This window comes from Burkholderia territorii, assembly GCF_001718335.1.
Taxonomy (GTDB): Bacteria; Pseudomonadota; Gammaproteobacteria; order Burkholderiales; family Burkholderiaceae; genus Burkholderia; species Burkholderia territorii.
This window is the reverse complement of the sequence record NZ_CP013367.1, coordinates 322361-336806: the sequence shown is the minus strand read 5'-3', so window position 1 is coordinate 336806 and position 14446 is coordinate 322361. Positions and strand designations below refer to the sequence as shown.

The 14446-nt window shown below is 68.3% G+C and carries 15 protein-coding genes; 12 read left to right on the top strand and 3 right to left on the bottom strand.

The window, feature by feature from the left end; translation table 11 throughout:
- Positions 1 to 105: 105 nt before the first annotated feature.
- The 4 genes from WS51_RS27735 to WS51_RS27720 all read left to right on the top strand — a co-directional run bounded on the left by WS51_RS27735 (position 106) and on the right by WS51_RS27720 (position 3556).
- Entirely contained in the window at positions 106 to 945 is an 840-nt protein-coding gene (locus WS51_RS27735) for a universal stress protein (RefSeq protein WP_059504952.1), read from the top strand.
- Between the two features lie 8 nt (positions 946 to 953).
- Positions 954 to 2153: an acetate/propionate family kinase gene (locus WS51_RS27730; protein WP_069230136.1), complete on the top strand. Its 1200-nt coding sequence runs from the start codon at positions 954 to 956 to the stop codon at positions 2151 to 2153.
- 69 nt (positions 2154 to 2222) lie between these two features.
- Positions 2223 to 2726 (top strand): universal stress protein, encoded by a 504-nt coding sequence (locus tag WS51_RS27725; RefSeq protein WP_069230135.1) that lies wholly within the window; start codon positions 2223 to 2225, stop codon positions 2724 to 2726.
- Positions 2723 to 3556 carry a universal stress protein gene (locus WS51_RS27720; RefSeq protein ID WP_069230134.1) on the top strand — a complete coding sequence of 278 codons (834 nt, stop codon included), beginning with the start codon at positions 2723 to 2725 and terminating at the stop codon, positions 3554 to 3556. The genes WS51_RS27725 and WS51_RS27720 overlap by 4 nt, the downstream gene beginning before the upstream one ends.
- A 48-nt stretch (positions 3557 to 3604) precedes the next feature.
- Here the strand turns inward: WS51_RS27720 and WS51_RS27715 are convergent, their stop codons facing one another.
- Complete coding sequence (locus WS51_RS27715) at positions 3605 to 4075, bottom strand: universal stress protein (RefSeq protein ID WP_059504960.1); 471 nt, start codon at positions 4073 to 4075, stop codon at positions 3605 to 3607.
- A 248-nt stretch (positions 4076 to 4323) separates the two neighbouring features.
- Here WS51_RS27715 and WS51_RS27710 point away from each other — a divergent pair, with 248 nt between their 5' ends.
- The 3 genes from WS51_RS27710 (at position 4324) to fnr (ending at position 8160) form a co-directional block, all read left to right on the top strand.
- Positions 4324 to 6318, top strand: a complete 1995-nt coding sequence (locus WS51_RS27710; protein ID WP_069230133.1) for a PAS domain S-box protein — start codon at positions 4324 to 4326, stop codon at positions 6316 to 6318.
- A complete protein-coding gene (locus WS51_RS27705; RefSeq protein ID WP_059504963.1) occupies positions 6315 to 6962 on the top strand; it encodes a response regulator in 648 nt (215 codons plus the stop codon). Before WS51_RS27710 ends, WS51_RS27705 begins: the two co-directional genes overlap by 4 nt.
- Positions 6963 to 7386: 424 nt before the next feature.
- The gene (gene fnr, locus WS51_RS27700; protein WP_060128793.1) at positions 7387 to 8160 is read left to right on the top strand and encodes a fumarate/nitrate reduction transcriptional regulator Fnr; all 774 of its coding nucleotides are present in this window, start codon (positions 7387 to 7389) and stop codon (positions 8158 to 8160) included.
- A 25-nt stretch (positions 8161 to 8185) separates the two neighbouring features.
- Here fnr and WS51_RS27695 read toward each other — a convergent pair whose 3' ends face one another.
- The gene (locus WS51_RS27695; RefSeq protein ID WP_069230132.1) at positions 8186 to 9175 is read right to left on the bottom strand and encodes a zinc-dependent alcohol dehydrogenase family protein; all 990 of its coding nucleotides are present in this window, start codon (positions 9173 to 9175) and stop codon (positions 8186 to 8188) included.
- A 173-nt stretch (positions 9176 to 9348) separates the two neighbouring features.
- Here WS51_RS27695 and WS51_RS27690 point away from each other — a divergent pair, with 173 nt between their 5' ends.
- The 5 genes from WS51_RS27690 to WS51_RS27670 all read left to right on the top strand — a co-directional run bounded on the left by WS51_RS27690 (position 9349) and on the right by WS51_RS27670 (position 14065).
- Complete coding sequence (locus tag WS51_RS27690; RefSeq protein WP_069230131.1) at positions 9349 to 10356, top strand: Acg family FMN-binding oxidoreductase; 1008 nt, start codon at positions 9349 to 9351, stop codon at positions 10354 to 10356.
- Between the two features lie 19 nt (positions 10357 to 10375).
- Positions 10376 to 10711 carry a c-type cytochrome gene (locus WS51_RS27685; protein ID WP_059799288.1) on the top strand — a complete coding sequence of 112 codons (336 nt, stop codon included), beginning with the start codon at positions 10376 to 10378 and terminating at the stop codon, positions 10709 to 10711.
- Between the two features lie 22 nt (positions 10712 to 10733).
- Positions 10734 to 11762 (top strand): LOG family protein, encoded by a 1029-nt coding sequence (locus tag WS51_RS27680; protein ID WP_069230130.1) that lies wholly within the window; start codon positions 10734 to 10736, stop codon positions 11760 to 11762.
- 173 nt (positions 11763 to 11935) lie between these two features.
- Positions 11936 to 12145 carry a hypothetical protein gene (locus tag WS51_RS27675; protein WP_230940810.1) on the top strand — a complete coding sequence of 70 codons (210 nt, stop codon included), beginning with the start codon at positions 11936 to 11938 and terminating at the stop codon, positions 12143 to 12145.
- Positions 12146 to 12307: 162 nt separating this feature from the next.
- A complete protein-coding gene (locus tag WS51_RS27670) occupies positions 12308 to 14065 on the top strand; it encodes a SulP family inorganic anion transporter (RefSeq protein ID WP_069230129.1) in 1758 nt (585 codons plus the stop codon).
- A gap of 96 nt (positions 14066 to 14161) precedes the next feature.
- Here the strand turns inward: WS51_RS27670 and WS51_RS27665 are convergent, their stop codons facing one another.
- Positions 14162 to 14401, bottom strand: a complete 240-nt coding sequence (locus WS51_RS27665) for a hypothetical protein (RefSeq protein WP_059504981.1) — start codon at positions 14399 to 14401, stop codon at positions 14162 to 14164.
- Positions 14402 to 14446 lie beyond the last annotated feature (45 nt).

Here is a 14446-nt window from a genome sequence, read left to right as displayed (position 1 = left end):
TGCGGGCATCGCGCAAGGGAGCCGTTGATCTGAGTCAAGTGCGCGAAAACCCTGCTCCGTAGACTGGATTGCACTGGCGGTTCCCCCGTCGATGGAGCGATTCCGATGAGCTACAAGAGCATAGTCGTGCACCTCGATTCGAGCGCCCGCGCGCATTCGCGGCTCGAATTCGCGTTGCGTCTCGCCCGGCGCTTCGGTGCGCATCTGACCGGCCTGTATGCGGTCTACACACCGGAACCGCATTCGTTCTACGTGATGGCCGGGTCCGCCGATTACTTCCGCGAGCACCGCGAACAGCGCGACGAACGGCGCGCCGCGCTGGAGCGCCTGTTCCATGCGGAGACGGCCCGCGCGAAAGTGCCGGCCGCATGGGTGCATGCCGACGATCGCGCGAATCTGGCCATGCCGCGCGCCGCACGGCTTGCCGACCTCGTGATCGCGGGCCAGAGCGACCCGAACGATCCCGAAACCTTCATCGACGACCAGTTTCCGGAAAACCTCGTGTTGTCCGCCGGTCGCCCGGTGCTGTTCGTGCCGTACACCGGCGAGTTCCCGTCGATCGGCGAACGGGTGTTCGTCGCGTGGGACGGCAGCCGGGAAGCGGCCCGCGCCGCGCACGATGCGATTCCCTTTCTCGAACACGCGAAGCGCACGACCGTCGCCGCCGTGGTCGACGGCGACTCGGAAGCGGCGACCACGCGCATTCCGGCCGCCGATGCCGCGCTGATGCTCGCGCGTCACGCTCGCGACGTGAACGTGCTCGATATCGATGCCGGCGCCGGCTCGGCGGTGGGCGACACGTTGCTGTCGCGCGCGTATGAAACGGGTTCCGACCTGCTCGTGATGGGCGCCTACGGTCATCCGCGCTGGCGCGAGCTGGTGATGGGCGGCGCGACGCGCACGGTGCTGGCGTCGATGACGCTGCCGGTGCTGATGTCGCACTGAGCCACCCGATGCGCACGCTCGCACTGCTCGTCGTCAACGCCGGTTCGTCGAGCGTCAAGTTCTCGATCTTCGCGTATCCGCCGCACGGCGATCCCGTGCGGCGGCCGTTGCACGACGGCGAGGCGGTCGCGGCCGGCAACGGCGTGTCGATCCGCTTCGATGCCGATCCGGACGGTTCGCTGCCGCTCGTCGCGGGCGATCCGTACCGCGCCGTGCTCGCGCAGGTCGCGATGTGGATCCGCGTGCAGTTGCCGCACATCGCGCTGGGCGCGATCGCGCACCGCGTCGTGCACGGCGGCGCGCGATACGTGGAGCCGGTGGTCGTCAACGACGACGTGCTGCGCGCGCTGCGCACGCTGACGCCGCTGGCGCCGCTGCATCAGCCGCACAGCCTCGACGCGATCGACGTGCTGCGCGACGCGTTTCCGGACGTCCCGCAGATCGCCGTGTTCGACACGGCGTTTCATCGCACGCTGCCGCGCGTCGAGCAATTGCTGCCGTTGCCGCACGCATGGTTCGACCAGGGCGTGCGCCGCTACGGGTTTCATGGCCTGTCATACGAATACCTGTCCGTCGCGCTCGCCGAATCGTTCGGCGCGCGTGCGCATGGCCGCGTGATCGCCGCCCATCTCGGCAGCGGCGCGAGCCTGTGCGCGCTGCGCGACTGCCGCAGCGTCGCGACGACCATGGGTTTCTCCGCGCTCGACGGATTGATGATGAGCACCCGCTGCGGGACGCTCGACCCTGGCGTCGTCCTGCACCTGCTCGAAGTCGGCAAGCTGTCCGGCGACGCACTGGGACACATGCTGTATCACGAGTCGGGGCTCAAGGGCGTGTCGGGGGCGTCCGGCGATCCGCGCGTGCTGCTCGCGTGCGAGGCGGCCGGCGACGTGCCGGCACGCGACGCGCTGGCGCTGTACGTCCATCGCATCGTGCGCGAGACGGGCGCGCTGACCGCGCTGCTCGGCGGCCTCGACATGCTGGTCTTCACGGCCGGCATCGGCGAACACTCGGCTCAATTGCGCGAGCGGATCTGCGCGTCGCTCGGCTGGCTCGGCATCGCGCTCGACGCGCGTGCGAATGCCGCCCATGCGCATGTCGTGTCGTCCGCGTCGAGCGCGGTCACGGTGGTCGTCGAGCCGACCAACGAAGCATGGGTCGCGGCGCGCGCCGCGGTGCGCGTACTGCGCGGCAACCGCGACGGTTGATCCAGATCAGCGCGATCGGCGCACGCGCGCCGATGATGATTGCATCAACATCCGTTCAAGGGAAACGTCATGTACTCGAACATTCTGGTTGCGCTCGACGGCAGCGATACGTCGTCCCGCGCACTCGACGCCGCGCTGAACCTCGCGTCGGAGACGGGTGCGCGGCTGACCCCGGTCTACGTCGTCGATTTCCTCGTGCCGGCCTACGACACCTACGGATATGACCCGTCGATTCTCATCGACGCATTCCGCGAGGAAGGGCTGCGCGTCACCGACGATGCGGCGAAGCGCATGAAGGCGCGCGACGTGGCCGGCACGCCGCGGATCTCCAATGTCGCGCCGGCGGGTGAAGACGTCGCGCAACGCATCGTCGGTCTCGCCGGCGAGATCAACGCCGACCTGATCGTGATGGGCACGCACGGCCGGCGGGGTTTCCAGCGCCTCTTCCTCGGCAGCGTGGCCGAGCGCGTGCTGCGTCAGGCCAAGTGCCCGATCCTGATGATTCCGGCGAGTTGCGCAGCGAAGGCGTCCGCCGAGGCCACCGCGGCATCAACCGAAAAGGAGCCGTCATGAGCTACAAGACCCTGCTCGTCCATCTCGACGACAGCGAGCGCTGTGCGACGCGCGTCGACCTCGCGCTCGAACTCGCGGGACGCTGGAACGCCCATCTGATCGGCCTCTACGTGGTCTGCCAGGACCTGTTCGAGCCGTTGCGGCGACCGAACGAACCGCTGAAACTGGCCGTCTACGAACGCCTGTGCGACCAGCGACGCAAGGAAGCAGAAGAGAAATTTCTGATCGCCGCCGAACGCGCCGGACGCAGCGTCGAATGGCAAGCGCCGACGGGCAACGCGACCGAGGCCGCGATCCTGCATGCGCGCCACGCCGATCTGCTGGTGCTCGGCCAGGAGAGCCCCGACGATCGCATGACCCACGTGGCTGCCCATTTCATCGAGGATGTCGTGATGGGCAGCGGACGCCCGGCGCTCGTCGTGCCCTACGCGGGCGACGTGCGAACGCTCGGCGAGAACGTGCTGATCGGCTGGGATGGCGGGCGTGAAGCCGCCCGCGCGATGGCCGACGCACTGCCGCTGCTCGCCCGCGCACGCTTCGTCAACGTCGAGACGGTCGCGCGCGGGCAACCCGATCCGGACAAGACGCCGGCGGGCGTCGACGTCGCCGCGTATCTCGAACGGCACGGCGTTCGGGCGTCGTTCTCCACCACGCCGCGCGAACGGTCGGTGAGCGTGGGCGCGACGCTGCTGAACCGGGTGACCGACCTGCATGCGGATTTGCTGGTGATGGGCCTGTACAGCCATGCGCGCATGCACGAACGCGTGCTCGGCGGTGTCACCCGCACGATCCTCGAGACAATGACGGTGCCGGTCCTGCTGTCTCACTGAGCAAGCAAAAACGGGCAGCCGCTTGCGGCTGCCCGCGTCTTGCCGCCCTCACAGCACGCCGGCGCACGCGCCCGGCCCTTCCCGTACGACCAGCACCGGCCGGTCCGCGATGCGCACCAGCGATTCGGCAACACTGCCGAGCAATGCACGGCGCACGCCGCGCCGGCCATGCGTGCCCATCACGATCAGATCCGCATCGCATTCGGCCGCGGCTCGCGCCAGCACGTCCGATATGTCCTCTCCGCACGCGTCGATCGTTTGCGCGATCCCGCGTACGCCGGACAGCTGGAACGCGGTTTCCGCGTCCGAGACCGCGATCGCGGCCTTGTCGGCGTCCAGTCCGGCCGGGTCGCGCTGGTCGATATAGCCGCTGTCGACGTCGGCCAGCCGAGGCGCATCCGATACCACGCACATGGCGATGACCAGGCTGCCCGACTCGCGGGCGAGCGCAATCGCCTCGTCGAGCGCGAGCCGCGCACTGCGGCTGCCGTCGAGTGCCGCAAAGATCCTTTGGTACATGGTGCCTCCCTGCCGTCGTCCCGGTTCGATCGGTTCCTGAAACCAGTCTGATCCCGGCATGCGCCTTTCCGTTGACGCGCATCAAGCGCGCACGGCGCCGTCCGTACGCGTCGGTCCCGATTGGCGAACGTCGGGAAACCGCGCACAATTTAGAGCACTATCGCAGTTGCGGCCCGCCCCGCTGTTCGTGCCTCGCGTCCGGCCCGCCGCCAGCCAGCCACCGACGAAGCCCGTCAGGATGAACGGCAATGACAACGAATTCGCCCCCCTTCCGGGCCGGGCCGGCGTCGCACCGGATCCGGCCCGCGCGATATGCAGCGATGGCCGCGCTGCTGACGCTGGCGCTTGGCCTGACTGCAACGTTTGCGGCATCCCGGGTACTGCAGAACGGGCCGCGGCACGCCGCCCAGGCGAGGTTCGAGCAAACCGCGACGCTCGCGACGGCCGACCTTCAGCGCACGCTCCTCGGCGCGGCTGCCGTATTGCGCAGCGCGCGCGGCTTCGCGTCGAACTTGCCCTCGCCGCAATCGGGAGCTGCGTGGCGCCGCTATCTCGCCAGTCTGAATCTGGACGGATTGCAGTCGCCAGTCCGCAATCTCGGGAGAATCGAGCCGAGCGCGGCGGAGGACAATCAGGCGACCCGGCAAGCGCTGCAGCGCGCGGCGGAAACCGGCAGGGTCGCGCTCGCCGCGAACGCGATCCAGGACAGCACCGATGCGACGATCGCCCGGACGGAGCTGACGCTGTACCTGCCGATTTATGCGAATGCTGAATACATTGCTTCGTCCGTGCCGCGGCACACGGCGGCCACCGGATACGTTTTTGCCGCGCTGAATGCGGATCGCCTCGTCGATTCGTCCGTTCTCGAACGGTTGCACCTGGAAATCACGGCCGACGACCCGGCCGCACCGGTGTATTCCGGAGGCTTCGGCGCCGGCGACTCGACCGCCGCCAGCGACATGCTCGGGCGAACCGATTCCCTGACATTCGGCGGCACGCCGCTCTCGCTGCACTACAGCGCGCCGCGCGCCGACACGTCCGGCGTCATGATGGCGGTCCTGCTGGCCGGCACCGTGCTCTCGCTGACGCTGGCCGCGCTCATGCAGCAGGTCGTCGCGAAGCGCGGGCTCGCCGGTACACCCGCCGGCGGCAGCCAACCCACCGAGGCGCGGATGATGGGCATCATCCGGTCGTCGATGGAGGCCATCATCACCGTCGACGAAAACCAGACGATCGTGATCTTCAACCCGGCCGCCGAACAGGTGTTCGGGGTCTCCGCGATGGAGGCGGTCGGCGCGCCCCTGTCCCGTTTCATACCCGAGCGCTTCCGTGCCGCGCACGCGCGACACGTCGAGCAGTTCGGCGTGACGGGCGTATCGGAGCGTCAGATGGGGCGGCAACGCGTGCTGTTCGGCCTGCGCGGCGACGGCACCGAATTTCCGATCGAGGCGTCGATCTCGCAGATTCGCGACGGCGCCGGCAAGCTGTACACGGTCATGCTGCGTGACGTGACCGAGCGGGTGCGCGCGGAAAATGCCCTCAAGCAGTCGCGCGAGGAACTGCGCGACCTGTCCGCCAACCTGCAGAACGTGCGGGAAGAAGAGAAAACGCGCATCGCGCGCGAATTGCATGACGACCTCGGCCAGCAACTCACCGCGCTCAAGATGGACCTCTCGGCCGCCGAACTGGGGCTCGCGGGCATCGTCGCCCCCAACACCGGCGTGCGCGAGCAGTTGGGCGGCATGCATCGCCTGATCGATTCGATCGTTGCGTCGGTGCGGCGCATCGCGGCCGATCTGCGGCCGGTGATGCTCGACGACCTGGGCCTCGTCCCGGCGATCGAATGGCTTGCAAACGATTTCACGCGCCGCTACCGGATCACGGTCGACCGTGAGCTGCCGCCCGTCGATACCGCGTTCACCGGCACGGGCGCGACCACGCTGTTCCGCATCGTGCAGGAGGCGCTGACCAACGTCGCGCGACACTCGGATGCAACGAACGTGACGCTGGCATTGAAAGTGGAAGACGGATATTGCATGCTGCGCATCGCGGACAACGGTCACGGCGCGCCCGAGCACGCCGGCACCGTGCCGGACCGCCCGTCGTTCGGCCTGATCGGCATCCGTGAGCGCGCGCACATGCTCGAGGGTACGGTGACGATCGACAACCAGCCGGGAGAGGGATTCACGATCACCGTGGCGCTGCCGCTTCACGCCATCCAGCAAGGAGATGTGCTGTCATGATCAGGGTACTCATCGCCGACGACCACGCACTCGTCAGGGACGGTCTTCGGCACATTCTCCAGAACGCGAGCGGTTTCGAGGTCGTCGGCGAAGCGCAGGACAGTGCGTCGACCATCGCGCTCATGCGCGACACGGAGGCCAGCGTGCTGGTGCTCGACCTGTCGATGCCCGGCCGCAACGGCGTCGAACTCATCAAGCAGATCAAGGACGAGAAGCCGGGACTGCATATCCTCGTGCTGACGATGCATGCCGAACAGCAATATGCGGTGCGCGCATTCCGCGCGGGCGCCTCGGGCTACATGACCAAGGAAAGTGCCAGCGCCGAACTGGTCGCCGCATTGACCAAGATCGCGGCCGGCGGCGTCTACGTCAGCCTGACCATGGCCGAGCAGTTCGCGCAGAGCCTGAACGAGCCGACCGATCTCCTGCCGCATCAGCGCCTGTCCGACCGCGAGTTCGACGTCTTCCGGCGCGTCACGACCGGCGAGTCGATTTCCGAAATCGCGCAGGCGCTCTGCGTCAGCGTGAAGACCGTCAGCACGTACAAGACGCGGATCCTCGAAAAGATGCAGCTGCCGAACGACACGGCACTCGTGCGCTACGCGATGCGCCACAAGCTGTTCGAGGACCCGGACGAGCTCTGACGGCGGCATCGGGCGCAGTGGCGTCGCCACCCGGATGTCGAGGTGGCATCCGTGGCGAAGGCCCGACCGGCGCGGCGACGCCACGCCCGCCATGAGCGTCCGGCGCACGCCCGCGATGCTCGCGACAAGTTGCCGCGCCCCTGTAGGAAACCACCTACAAGACTTCCCTATCACCTACTGCAACTTCAATTCCGGCTGATTTTCTTGACGTCGCGCAACATCCATACTGCACATCAAGAAAAACGAACCAGCGAGCCTCCCGGAGCCAGGGCAACATCATCGTCGAGACCGGCGCATCGGTCTCCCGGCGCGCCCGGTGGGGCTTTCCCGACACGAAGGCGGCAGAAACCAAGGCCGCCGGTACAACGGCCAGCGCGCCCCCGCCCGACGGCGGACCGCCGCTGCCCCCGAACTGGAGCCGATCATGCAGAGCAGTGCCGAAGTCTCGACGACCATGCCGTTACGCCCGTTCATTCCGCTGCATCCCGTCGCACCGGCGGATCAGCCCAAGCGCGCCGCATCCCGCTGCTCGACCTGCGCGTTGCGTACCGTCTGCATGCCCTCCGATCTTTCGCCCGACGATTTCGCGCGCGTCGACGCGATGATCTGCACGACGCGACACGTCAGGCGCGGCGAAACGCTGTTTCGCGCGGGCGACGGATTCAACAGCATCTATGCGGTGAGAACCGGATCATTCAAGACCATCGTGATGCATCGCGACGGCAACGAGCAGATCACCGGCTTCCAGATCGTCGGCGAATCGCTCGGGCTCGACGGCGTGCACACCGGGCACCACAACGGCGACGCGATCGCGCTCGAGGACAGCACGGTCTGCATCATCCCGTTCGGCCAGCTCGAGCAGATGTGCCGCGAAGTGCGGCCGATGCAGCATCACGTGTATCAGATGATGAGCGGCGAGATCGTGCGCGAATCCTCCCAGATGCTCCTGCTCGGCACGATGAGCGCCGAGCAGCGGGTGGCCGCGTTCCTGCTGAATCTCTCCGCACGCTTCAAGGCGCGCGGTTACTCGGCTGCGGAATTCGTGCTGCGGATGACGCGCGACGAGATCGGCGAATATCTCGGGATGAAGCTCGAAACGGTCAGCCGCATGTTGTCGAAGTTCCAGCACAAGGGGCTCGTCGCGGCGCAGGGCAAGCAGATCCGGATCGTCGATTCGGACGGCCTGCGGCAGATCTGAGCGCGCCGCGGATCCGCGAGGCGGATCAACCGCGCATGGCAAGCACGGCGGCGCCCGATACGCGCCCGCCGCGCAAGTCGTCGAGCGCGCGGTTCGCATCGGTCAGCGCGTAGCGCACTGCGTCGACCCGCAGCGGCATCGCGGCGGCGATCCGCATGAATTCGACCGCGTCCGCGCGCGTGAGGTTGGCCACCGACGCGATGCGGCGCTCGCCCCACAGCCACGCGTACGGAAAGCCCGGGATGTCGCTCATGTGAATGCCGCCGCACACGACGATCCCGCCTTTGTGGACCGCGCGCAGCGCGGCCGGCACCAGGGCGCCCACCGGCGCGAAAATCAGCGCGGCATCGAGCGGCTCCGGCGGCGCTTCGTCGCTGCCGCCGGCCCACGCGGCTCCCAGCGACAGCGCGAGCCGCTGCGCCGCCGTGTCGCCGGGCTTCGTCAGAGCGAACACCTTGCGGCCTTCGGCATGCGCGACCTGCGCGACGAGATGGGCCGCCGCACCGAAACCGTAGATGCCGACGCGGCGCGCGACGCCCGCCATGCGCAAGGTTCGATAACCGATCAGGCCGGCGCACAGAAGCGGCGCCGCCTCCAGATCGGCATAGCGTTGCGGCAGATGCACGCAATAGCGGTGATCTGCAACCACGCGTTCGGCATAGCCGCCGTCGATCGTATAGCCGGTGAAACCGGGGCTGTCGCACAGGTTCTCGCGACCGGACGTGCAATACGCGCAATGCCCGCAGGTCGACCCCAGCCACGGAACGCCTACCCGATCGCCCACGGCGAAGCCCGTCACGCCTTCGCCCAGCCGGCGCACCGTGCCGACGATTTCGTGCCCCGGAATCAGCGGCAGCTTCGGGCGTGCAAGCTCGCCGTCGACCACGTGAAGATCCGTCCGGCACACGCCGCATGCGTGTACGTCGATCACCAACTGGCCCGCCGCGGGCGACGGATCCGGCACGTGCGATTCGCGCAACTGCGGTGTCGTGCCGTCAAACATCATCGCAAGCATGCTCGCCTCCCTGCGCGACCGGTGTCGCGCGCTACACGTTCCAAGGCTAGCGGTCGGCCGCCGCGCGTGTCTCGTCCGATGACGGGCGCTTGACGTGGGTCAACGCCCGCCGGACGGTTGCTGACACGATGAGGTGGCGTGATGCCGCCCGCGCGGCAACCTGGAGATGATCGATGATATCCGTTCCCCCGCTTGCCGCAAGCGCCCATCCCGACCATCAGTTGCGGGAGTTGCTGGGCTACGCGGTGCTGGCTCCGTCCAGCCACAACTCCCAGCCGTGGCGCTTCCTGGTCAACGGCGCGACGATTTCCGTATGCGCGGACCGCGTTCGCGCATTGCCCGTGGTCGATCCGTTCGATCGCGAACTGATCATCAGCTGCGGCGCCGCGTTGCTCAACCTGCGTGTCGCGCTCGATCATGCCGGGCTGGCCCACACGATCAGGACGTTTCCTTCCGAGGTCGACCCCGATCTGCTGGCACTCGTCCGGGTCTGCGACGACGGCTATTCCGATGCATCCCTCGGCACGCTGTTCGATGCGATTCCGGAACGCGTCACGACGCGTGCGCCATTCGAATCGACCGCCGTGCCGGACGAAGTCCAGCATGAGTTGATCGCGGCCGGCGTCGCGGAAAGCGCCGACGTCGCGTGCGTCGACTCGATCGCGCATCGCGCACGCGTCGCCGAGCTGGTGGCGGAGGCCGACCGTCAGCAGTTCGCGGACCCGCGCTTCCGGCGCGAGCTGGCGAGCTGGATCGATCCGCGCCGGCACGTCGACGGCATGCCGGCATTCGCTGCCGGCGTGCCGACGTTGCTGGATTTCGCCGCACCGGTCGCGACGATGGCGGTACGAACCTTCGATCTCGGCAACGGGCTGGCCGCGCTGCATCACCAACTCGTCGGCGCATCGCCGTTGATCGTGTGCATCGCGACCGTGCGAGACGATCGCGAAGCGTGGCTCGCCGCCGGCCAGGCGCTCGAGCGCATCCTGCTCGTCGCGACGCGCGCCGGTTATACCGCGTCGTACCTGAACCAGCCGATCGAGACGGCCGGGTTGCGTGCCCACCTGCGCCACATGCTCGGGCTGCGCGGCGAGCCGCAGTTGCTGCTGCGCGTCGGACGCGGTCCGCATACGCCGCATTCGCCGCGTCGTCCGCTCGACGAAGTGGTCTCCTTCTCCTGATCCCGACGAGGAAACGAACATGAGCATCACCCGTGCCGCCGCCCTCTGCGTGATCGCCTTGACGGCCGGCATGGCCGCCGCGCAGACGACCGTGCCCGAGCCGACCGAACTCGTCAATGCGCAGCACTGCATGTTCTGTCATACGCCCGACATGACGTTCCTCGGACCGTCGTTTCACGAGATCGCCGAGCGCTATCGCGGCGATCCGCGTGCCGCCGCGGAGCTGGAACGCAAGCTGCGCGTCGGCGGCCGTGTGCACTGGGGCGACACGCCGATGCCGTCGGCCATCGATCGCGGCGGGCCGCTGTCTGCCGACGACGCGCATCGGCTCGTGCAATGGGTGCTGAGCCAGTGACCGTCGCGCGGCGCTTCCATCGATGTCGACTCCCGCCAAACGCGCTCCCGCCGGCACGGCAAAAGGCGACGCACGCCGTCGTCCCGTTCGCGTTGCGACGATCGCGAAGGGGCGCGGCAAACGGCTACGCGCGAAGCACGATGCCGCCGTCCGCAAGAACGCCATCCGGCCCGTCTCGCGCCGCGCGCGGCGCGTCACCCCAAGCCCGAACCGCACACCGGCCGACGAAGACGCAACCCTTCTGCAGGGCTCGGGCATGCGCGGCATCCGGCTGCAACTCGACTACTGGAAAGCCGAGGAGCGCCTGCAGAACGAACGGATCGGCCATGCGGTCGTGATCTACGGCAGCACGCGCATCGTCGCGCCGTCGGTCGCGAACACGCGGCTGGACGAGGCGAATCGCCTGCTCGCCCAGCGTCCGCACGACGCGAGCCGGCGGCGCGCCGTCGCGATCGCCAGCCGGCTCGTCGAACAGAGTGTGTATTACCGCGTCGCGCGCGAGTTCGGGCGCATCGTCGCCCATGCCGACCGGTGCACGCGCACCGCGCGGCTCGCCATCGTCACCGGCGGCGGGCCCGGGATCATGGAGGCCGCCAATCGCGGCGCCTACGAGCGCGGCGCGCCGAGCATCGGCTTCAATATCGAACTGCCGCGCGAACAGGCGCCGAATCCGTACATCACCCCGGATCTCTGCTTCCGGTTCCACTATTTCGCGATCCGCAAGCTGCACCTGCTCGAGCGCGCGAAGGCGGCCGTCTTCTTCCCCGGCGGCTACGGCACGTTCGACGAGCTGTTCGAGGTGCTGACCCTGCTGCAGACGCGCAAGATCGCGCCGCTGCCGGTCATCCTGGTCGGCGAGGCGTACTGGCGCCGCGCGGTCGACCTAGCGTTTCTCGCGGACGAAGGGATGATCGACCGGCGCGATCTGGAACTGTTCACGTATTGCGAATCCGCCGCGGCGATCTGGCACGCGATCGGCAGCTGGTATGCGCGGCGTCGGGAACGCGCGCCGGCAAGCTGCAAGGCGTCGTCGAAGTCACGCGCCATGTAGGAATCCGCCCACGACGCGTGCGTGATTCCTACCGCGACTTCGGGACCGGCTGATTGAATCGCGGGCGCGCGACAACGATACTGAAGCCATGGATACCGGCCCGCCGGCATACCGATCGCACAACAACCAGGAGAGACGTCATGTCACACGCCGACTATCGTTCCGATCCGGAGATGCGGGCCGACACGTCCGCCACGTCCGACACGTCCGGCACAGCCGCGCTCGACACGCTGGCGCTTGTCGCACTCGCCCGAGACGCCGGCATGCTGGTGATACTGGACGGGCAGATCGGCCGCGAGCGGTATGAAAGCGTGACGGGATCGGTCGCCACGCTGGCCCGCTTCGCACAGGCGCTGCAGCTTTCCGCGCTCAAGGTGGCGTGATGCGCGGCGTCCCGGCGTCGAGCCTCGGTATCCGTCGCCGGTGCGACGGCCCTTGTCGCCGCGCGGTTTCGCGCGTCCATTCGGGGGCGGCCATATTCCGATGAACGCCTGCGTGTCGGGGCAAGGCAATCCTGTCGTCCCGACCTTCCCGCGAAAGCCGCGATGAACCGCCCGTTGTCCGGACGGATCGTGCGCATGCTCCCCGGCGTCGCGCTGCTCTCGAACTATCGGCGCGCGTGGTTTTCGCGCGACCTGTATGCGGGGATCGCGCTTTCGGCCGTCCTGGTGCCGGTCGGCATGAGCTATGCGCAGGCAGCCGGGCTGCCGGCCATCACGGGCCTCTATGCGTCGATCGCGGCATTGCTCGCGTATGCGCTGCTCGGCCCGAGCCGGATCCTCGTGCTCGGCCCGGATTCCGCGCTGGCGGCGCTGATCGCGGGCGCCATCGCTCCGCTCGCCGCTCATGATCCCCAGCGCGCGATCGCGCTGTCCGGCGCGCTGGCGCTGTCGGCCGGCGCGATCTGCATCCTGCTCGGTGCACTCGGTCTCGGCTTCGTCACCGATCTGCTGTCACGCCCGATCCAGTACGGTTACCTGAACGGCATCGCCATCGCGCTCGTGGTCGGGCGGCTGCCCGAACTCTTCGGCATGCCCGTGTCGGGCAGCGACGTCTTTTCCAGCCTGACGCGCGTCGTGCATGCCTTCGTCGACGGTCGTTTTTCCATCGCTGCCGGTCTGCTCGGCGTCGCGGTGCTGGCGGCCATCTTCCTGATCAAACGCGTGACGCCACGCTGGCCCGCCATATTGATCGCCGTGCTGGCGGCAACGCTCGTCGCTCGCCTGTCGCCGCTGCACGGCGTCGCGACGGTCGGCGCGTTGCCGGGCGGCCTGCCTGCACCGCACCTGCCGGCCGTCTCGCTTGCCGATGTGGGCGCGCTCGCGTCCGGCGCGATCGCGGTGGCGCTGGTGTCGTTCGCCGACATCAGCATGCTGTCGCGCGCACTTTCCGCGCGGGCGGGCGATGCGCCGGACCGCAACCAGGAGCTGATCGCACTGGGCGCCGCCAATCTGCTCGCCGGCGTGACGCAGGGCTGCGCGGTCAGCAGCAGCGCGTCCCGCACACCGGTCGCGATCGCCGCGGGCGCGCAGAGCCAGATCACGAATGTCGTCGCGGCCGCGTGCATCGCGATTCTGCTCATTGCCGCGCCGATGCTGCTCACGTTCGTCCCGCGCACCGCATTGGCCGCTGTCGTGATCTATGCGGCGTTCGGCATCGCCGACGTGCGCAGCGTCGTGCGGCTGTACCGGATGCGCCGGGGCGAATGCCTGATCTCGATGCTGTGCTTCGCGGGCGTGATTGCCCTGGGCGTCGTACCCGGCATCCTGCTCGCCAGCGCGCTGTCGCTGCTGTCGTTCGTCTGGCGGGCCTGGCATCCGTACGACGCGGTGCTGGGCCGGCTGACGGGCGTGCGCGGCTATCACGACATCGCGCGCCATCCCGACGCCGTGCAAACGCACGGGCTCGTGCTGTTTCGCTGGGATGCGCCACTCTTCTATGCGAACGTCGAGATATTCTGCGAGCATCTGGACGCCGCGATCGCACAAGCGGCGGGCCCGGTCACACGCATCGTGGTCGCCGCCGAGCCCGTCACCGACATCGACGTCAGCGCCGCGGATCGGCTCGTGGCGCTGCACAAGGAACTCGAGGAGCGCGGCATCGAAATGAATTTCGCGGAGATGAAGGGGCCGGTGAAGGATCGCCTGCGCGCCTACGGCCTGTTCGACGTGTTCGGCGCGGCCAGCTTCTTTCCGACCGTCACCGATGCGGTTGCCCGTCATGTTCGGCCACCGGACCGACATGCACGCGGCTGCAAGAGAAAGCGCGCGCAGCGCCGGCGCGTCTCGCGCAAGACGCGGTAGACGATCGCCGCGCGAATCGACGCGGGGCAGCCGCATCGCGCATCGCGCGACGGGACCGGCGCGTTCGCCGCTGCGCCCCGCCCTGCGATGCACGGTTCAGATCGTGAAGGTGTTCGACTTCTTCATCTCGATCCACGTCATCCCCGCGCGCAGCGCGTCGATCGCGGCTTCGCGCTCGGTTGCATGCGTCCTGGAGTGTGCGAACGTCCGCTCGCACATGCCGTCCGGCGATCTGAGCGCGACGTGGATCCGGCAGCGGAAGCCGCCGGCTTCGGCCGCGACCGTCTCGATCGCGACCGACCAGTCCGCTTCGTGAAGTTCGCCCGAAAGTGTCATCCGACTGCCCTCCTGGATCTCCGTGGACCGCCCATCCGGCTGCCG

Excerpts from the sequence above, each read along its gene's own strand:
- WS51_RS27680 (WP_069230130.1), top strand. The coding sequence starts at position 10,734 with ATGTCGACTCCCGCCAAACGCGCTCCCGCCGGCACGGCAAAAGGCGAC.
- WS51_RS27735 (WP_059504952.1), top strand. The coding sequence starts at position 106 with ATGAGCTACAAGAGCATAGTCGTGCACCTCGATTCGAGCGCCCGCGCG.
- WS51_RS27665 (WP_059504981.1), bottom strand. The coding sequence starts at position 14,401 with ATGACACTTTCGGGCGAACTTCACGAAGCGGACTGGTCGGTCGCGATC.
- WS51_RS27710 (WP_069230133.1), top strand. The coding sequence starts at position 4,324 with ATGACAACGAATTCGCCCCCCTTCCGGGCCGGGCCGGCGTCGCACCGG.
- WS51_RS27690 (WP_069230131.1), top strand. The coding sequence starts at position 9,349 with ATGATATCCGTTCCCCCGCTTGCCGCAAGCGCCCATCCCGACCATCAG.
- WS51_RS27675 (WP_230940810.1), top strand. The coding sequence starts at position 11,936 with ATGCGGGCCGACACGTCCGCCACGTCCGACACGTCCGGCACAGCCGCG.
- WS51_RS27725 (WP_069230135.1), top strand. The coding sequence starts at position 2,223 with ATGTACTCGAACATTCTGGTTGCGCTCGACGGCAGCGATACGTCGTCC.
- WS51_RS27720 (WP_069230134.1), top strand. The coding sequence starts at position 2,723 with ATGAGCTACAAGACCCTGCTCGTCCATCTCGACGACAGCGAGCGCTGT.
- fnr (WP_060128793.1), top strand. The coding sequence starts at position 7,387 with ATGCAGAGCAGTGCCGAAGTCTCGACGACCATGCCGTTACGCCCGTTC.
- WS51_RS27685 (WP_059799288.1), top strand. The coding sequence starts at position 10,376 with ATGAGCATCACCCGTGCCGCCGCCCTCTGCGTGATCGCCTTGACGGCC.
- WS51_RS27670 (WP_069230129.1), top strand. The coding sequence starts at position 12,308 with ATGAACCGCCCGTTGTCCGGACGGATCGTGCGCATGCTCCCCGGCGTC.
- WS51_RS27705 (WP_059504963.1), top strand. The coding sequence starts at position 6,315 with ATGATCAGGGTACTCATCGCCGACGACCACGCACTCGTCAGGGACGGT.
- WS51_RS27730 (WP_069230136.1), top strand. The coding sequence starts at position 954 with ATGCGCACGCTCGCACTGCTCGTCGTCAACGCCGGTTCGTCGAGCGTC.
- WS51_RS27695 (WP_069230132.1), bottom strand. The coding sequence starts at position 9,175 with ATGCTTGCGATGATGTTTGACGGCACGACACCGCAGTTGCGCGAATCG.
- WS51_RS27715 (WP_059504960.1), bottom strand. The coding sequence starts at position 4,075 with ATGTACCAAAGGATCTTTGCGGCACTCGACGGCAGCCGCAGTGCGCGG.